At 73.7% G+C, this 4,359-nt stretch carries 5 protein-coding genes; 3 read left to right on the top strand and 2 right to left on the bottom strand.

Going from position 1 to position 4,359, the window contains the following annotated elements; genetic code table 11:
- Positions 1 to 20: 20 nt before the first annotated feature.
- Complete coding sequence (locus PKE44_RS15550; RefSeq protein ID WP_324552909.1) at positions 21 to 1,112, bottom strand: hypothetical protein; 1,092 nt, start codon at positions 1,110 to 1,112, stop codon at positions 21 to 23.
- A 165-nt stretch (positions 1,113 to 1,277) separates the two neighbouring features.
- On the bottom strand, positions 1,278 to 2,249 hold the full coding sequence (locus tag PKE44_RS15545; RefSeq protein WP_324552906.1) for a zinc ABC transporter substrate-binding protein: 972 nt from the start codon (positions 2,247 to 2,249) through the stop codon (positions 1,278 to 1,280).
- Between the two features lie 92 nt (positions 2,250 to 2,341).
- Here PKE44_RS15545 and PKE44_RS15540 point away from each other — a divergent pair, with 92 nt between their 5' ends.
- The 3 genes from PKE44_RS15540 to PKE44_RS15530 form a co-directional block, all read left to right on the top strand.
- Entirely contained in the window at positions 2,342 to 2,821 is a 480-nt protein-coding gene (locus PKE44_RS15540; protein ID WP_324552904.1) for a Fur family transcriptional regulator, read from the top strand.
- Positions 2,818 to 3,627 carry a zinc ABC transporter ATP-binding protein ZnuC gene (znuC, locus tag PKE44_RS15535; protein WP_324552901.1) on the top strand — a complete coding sequence of 270 codons (810 nt, stop codon included), beginning with the start codon at positions 2,818 to 2,820 and terminating at the stop codon, positions 3,625 to 3,627. Before PKE44_RS15540 ends, znuC begins: the two co-directional genes overlap by 4 nt.
- Positions 3,624 to 4,359 (top strand): iron chelate uptake ABC transporter family permease subunit (locus PKE44_RS15530; RefSeq protein WP_324552898.1); only part of this gene is annotated, 736 nt, incomplete at its 3' end. The genes znuC and PKE44_RS15530, both read left to right, overlap by 4 nt.

Below are 4,359 nucleotides of genomic sequence, written 5' to 3'. Positions count from 1 at the left end.
GCTTGTGTAGTTGAATCCCCTCACCGCAACAACCCCGCCTGCGCCCTTGCTCTTAGCACCAGCCCGAGACTGCCGAGCAGCAGGCCGCCGCCGATCGCGCCGCAGACGCCCATCACCACCAGCGCCGGCACGTAGAGGCCGGATTGCTCCGACATGCCCGGCACGATGCCGCCCCAGACCACCGCCGCCGCGGCGCCGGCAACCAGCGCCAGCAGCAGGCCGATCAGGGCCGTGCGCCGGGCCGAGCGGGTGAATCTTGCGGCTTCCTGGGCCGGGCCGAGATCGGCGAGGACGCGGAGCCGGGCGCGCAGTTCGCGTTTCGAGCCGAGGTCGCTCAGCAGTAGCCGGCGCTCGTCGCGGCGCAGGCCGAGCCAGCGCAGGCCATCGTCGAGCGGCATCGCCGGGCCGCCGCCGTCGGCCGGCGTGACGCCGAGCACCAGCGGCTGCGGCGGCGCGAGGACGATCGGGCGCGCGTTGCCCGGCACGGTCCAGAGCCGCGTGCTGCCATCGGGCGCGCTCAGCGTCCAGCGGCCGGCGGCGTAGTGCTCCATGCGCAGCGGCACCGGGCGCAGCACGCGGTCCGACAGCGCCTGCTTCAGCGCCCGCCGGTCGCCGAGCGTGCCGCGCGCGCCGAACAGCGCCGCCAGTGCACCGAACAGGAAGAACGGGCCGAGGATGCCGAGCGTCCAGCTGCGGTTCGCGAGCTTCGCAAGCGCGAGGTCGGTGGTGAGCAGCGCCGGGCGGGCCGGATCGGCGACGACGGTGACGGTCCAGTCGCCGGTGTGCAGCGGTTCGACGAAGAAGTAATCGACCTTGCGGCTGTAGCGCCCGCCGCCGGGAGCCGGCGCGCCGAGCGTGGCGTCGCAGCGCACGATCAGGCCGGCCCAGTAGGAGCAGCGGCCTTCGACGCTGCTGTGCGCGACCGGCTGCAGCGAGCCGCTGAGCGAATAGTCGTCGATCAGGTCGCGCACCGGCGGCAGCACCAGCCAGCCGATGCCGGCACAGATCAGCAGCGCCCAGAGCAGCGTGCCGAAACCGGCCGCAGCACCGGTGCCGGGCGGGTTCACGCGCAGGGGACGATCGGGAAAATGCAGCGGCTGCGCAGCGTTCATGCCGGCGGCACCTCGCGCTCGACGGGGGGAGAGCCGCGAGCATAGGTGGCGCCGGCAGCGGCGCGCGGTCGCGGCCGGGATGGCAGGGAAGCGCAGGAGCGCGCGGCCGGAACCGGGGCAGGCGGAGCGATGACCGGCCGGCGCGCCGCGAGGGCCGGCCGGGTTTCAGCCGCCGAGGCAGGCGCCGAGGTTTTCGGCGAGCCGGCGCAGCACCTGCGCATACGCATCCGGCCCGGCCGGCACGCCGTCGGCACCGGTCGGATCGAGCGAGCCGGCGCGCGCACCGGTGCCCTCGGTCAGCGTCGCCACCAGCGCCGAATCGAACTGCGGTTCGGCGAACACGCAGCGGGCGCCGGTCTCGCGGATCTTGTCGCGCACGGCCTGGATGCGCTGCGCCGAGGGCTTGCGTTCGGGGCTGACCGTGATCGAGCCGACCGCGGTGAGGCCGTAGCGGTGCTCGAAGTACTGGTAGGCGTCGTGGAACACGATGAAGGGCTTGCCGGCGAGCGGGGCGAGCTGCTGCGCGAGGCCGGCATCGAGGGCAGCGAGTCCGGCATCGAGCTTTGCGGCGTTGGCGCGGTAGGTCGCGGCGTTGGCGCCGTCGCGGCTGATCAGGACTTCGGCGATGCGGGCCGTCATGGTGCGGGCGTTGCGCGGATCGAGCCAGATGTGCGGTTCGACGCCGCCCTCGTGGTCGGCGCCCTCGTGGTCATGGCCTTCGTGGTCGTGGCCCTCGTCGTCATGCCCGTCGTGATCGCCATGCACATGCGCCTCCCAGACGCCGCCCTCGCGCGGCGCGAGCTTCACGAGGCCGGGGGTGTCGATCAGCTCGACATCGAGCACGCGCGGCGCCGCGGCCAGCGGCCGGCGCATGAAGCCTTCGAGCTGGTCCGAGACGCGGAACACCACGTCGGCCTTCGCGATCGCGCGGGCATCCGAGGGTTTCAGCGCGAAGTCGTGCTCGGAGGCCCGGCCGCTGACCAGCAGCTTCGGCTCGGCACCGGTGCCGGCCATGACGGCGGCGACCAGCGCGTGCACGGGCTTGATCGTGACGACGACGGCCGGCGCGGCGACCGCGCTGCCGGTGGCGAGCGCGAGCAGGACGGCGGCGGCGAGGGACTTGACGGTGCGATGCATGGCGCGGATGCTCCCGGCTCCCCGATGGAGACGTTATACAGTTACGTTACTGTATAACATCCCCTGCCGCCACCCGCGCCCGGATCGCCCGCATGCCCGCCGAAGCCCCGCACGACCATTCCCCGAGTGCCGCGATCGCCGCGGCCGAGCAGCTGTGCGCGACGCGCGGCCAGAACCTCACCGAGCTGCGCCGCAGCGTGCTGCGCATCATCTGTGCGGCCGAACGGCCGATCGGCGCCTACGCGATCCTCGATCAGCTGCGCAGCGAGGGCCGCAGCGGCGCGCCGCCGACCGTCTACCGCACGCTCGACTTCCTGCTCGAACAGGGGCTGGTGCACCGGCTGGCCTCGCTGAACGCCTTCGTCGCCTGCTGCGATCCGGCCGAGCGCCACGGCGGGCAGTTCCTGATCTGCGAAGCCTGCGGCCGGGTCGGTGAACTCAACAGCGCGCGCGTCGAGGCGACCATCGTCGAGGAGGCCGCGGCCGTGCGCTTCGCGGTCAGCGCCCAGACCGTCGAGGTGCTCGGGCGCTGCGCCGCCTGCCTGCGCCTGCCCGCCGGGCCGTCGGCGTGAAGCCGCTGCTGTATCTGGCCGGCGTGCATGCACGCGGCAGCAGCGGGCGGGTGATTCTCGAAGGCGTGTCGCTGAAGCTCGCCGAGGGCGAGATCCTGACGCTGGTCGGCCCGAACGGGGCCGGCAAGTCGACGCTGGTGCGCATCGCGCTCGGGCTGCGCCCGCCCGAGGCCGGCACGGTGTGGCGGCGGCCGGGGCTGACCATCGGCTTCGTGCCGCAGCGCCTGACGCTGCCGGAAACCCTGCCGCTGTCGGTCGCGCGCTTCCTGACGCTCGGCACGCGCACGGGCCGCGCGCAGGTGCAGGCCGCGCTCGATGAGACCGGCGCCGGGCACGTCATCGACAGTCCGGTGCAGGGCATCTCGGGCGGCGAGCTGCAGCGGGCGCTGCTTGCGCGCGCGCTGCTGCGCGAACCGCGCCTGCTGGTGCTCGACGAGCCGGTGCAGGGCGTCGATGTCGCCGGCCAGTACGCGCTCTACGACCTGATCCGCAGCCTGCGCGAGCGTCGTGGCTGCGGCATCCTGATGGTTTCGCACGATCTGCACCTGGTCATGGCCGCGACCGACCGCGTGCTGTGCCTCAACCGCCACGTCTGCTGCGAAGGCCATCCGGAAACGGTCAGCCGCGACCCGGCCTACCGCGCGCTGTTCGGCCGCGACGGCGCCGCGCACCTGGCCGTCTACCACCATCACCACGACCACACGCACGACCTGCACGGCGATCCGCACCCGCACGGGCCCGCCGCATCGCCGGTTCCTGCAGCGCCCGCAGCCCCCGCAGCGGCGCGCAGCGAGGCGCCGTCGTGAGCGCGTTCGGACTCGATGACTTCCTGTGGCGGGCGCTGGCCGGCGGTCTGGGCGTGGCGCTCGCGGCCGGGCCGCTCGGCAGCTTCGTGGTCTGGCGGCGCATGGCCTACTTCGGCGACACGCTCGCGCATGCCGGCCTGCTCGGCGTCGTGCTCGGCGTGCTGGCCGGCATCGGCGAAGGCTTCGGCGTGCTGCTGACCGGCGTGCTGCTGGCCTTGCTGCTGCTCGCGCTGCAGCAGCAGAAGCGCCTGCCGGGCGACACCGTGCTCGGCATCCTCGCGCACACGGCGCTGTCGCTCGGGCTGGTGGCGGCGGCGTTTCTGGAGCAGGTGCGCATCGATCTCAACGCCTGGCTGTTCGGCGACATCCTCGCGATCGCGCCGGGGGAGCTGGCGTGGATCTGGGCCGGCGGCGCACTCGCGCTCGGCGTGCTGGCGCTGATCTGGCGACCGCTGCTGGCGATGACCGTGCACGAGGAACTCGCCCGCGTCGAGGGCGTGCCGGTCGCCGCGGTGCGGCTGGTGTTCCTGCTGCTGATCGCGCTGGTGGTCGCGGTGGCGATGAAGGTGGTCGGCGTGCTGCTGATCACCTCGCTGCTGATCATCCCGCCGGCCGCGGCCCGACGCTGGGCGCGCAGCCCCGAGGGCATGGCGCTCGGGGCGAGCCTCTGCGGGGCGCTGGCGGTGAGCGGCGGGCTCGCCGGTTCGCTCGCATGGGACACGCCGGCCGGCC

This window comes from Plasticicumulans sp. (assembly GCF_035331805.1).
In the GTDB taxonomy this organism is placed as follows: Bacteria; Pseudomonadota; Gammaproteobacteria; order Competibacterales; family Competibacteraceae; genus Plasticicumulans.
The sequence above is the reverse complement of the archived record's forward strand: the minus strand, read 5'-3'. Positions and strand labels throughout refer to the sequence as shown.

Bases quoted from the DNA above. Each gene is read 5' to 3' on its own strand.
- PKE44_RS15550 (WP_324552909.1), bottom strand. From the start codon at position 1,112: ATGAACGCTGCGCAGCCGCTGCATTTTCCCGATCGTCCCCTGCGCGTG.
- PKE44_RS15545 (WP_324552906.1), bottom strand. From the start codon at position 2,249: ATGCATCGCACCGTCAAGTCCCTCGCCGCCGCCGTCCTGCTCGCGCTC.
- PKE44_RS15540 (WP_324552904.1), top strand. From the start codon at position 2,342: ATGCCCGCCGAAGCCCCGCACGACCATTCCCCGAGTGCCGCGATCGCC.